This is a genomic window from Photobacterium sp. R1 (assembly GCF_054600795.1).
This window is the reverse complement of record NZ_BAAHZP010000419.1, coordinates 1-289: the sequence shown is the minus strand read 5'-3', so window position 1 is coordinate 289 and position 289 is coordinate 1. Positions and strand designations below refer to the sequence as shown.

The 289-nt window shown below is 37.0% G+C and carries 1 pseudogene; it reads right to left on the bottom strand.

From position 1 onward, the window contains the following. Window positions 1-131, bottom strand: a pseudogene (locus tag ACYP03_RS25680) (DJ-1/PfpI family protein); the annotation flags it as partial. Between the last annotated feature and the right edge of the window lie 158 nt (window positions 132-289).

Sequence of the window (289 nt, the reverse complement as noted above, 5' to 3'; positions counted from 1 at the left end):
GATATATGTGACGGCTTAGTACCCAATATTTTTACGGCCCAGTCTTTTTGGCTTCTTCCCAAAATATCGCGTAGCAGAAAAAAATCGATATCCGTGAAATCATCAAAAATGATGATAGCTATTTGATACATATATCCATACCCACTAATCTGCTTTGGCCCTAAGAACGCAAAAGCTAACACATAAGCATCAGAATGTATAAGTTAGAGTGTCTTGCACTACTTGATTTACATGAACTCTTAAAAAAAGAAAGGCCAGCAAATGCTGGCCTTTGGTAATAAGACTGTCT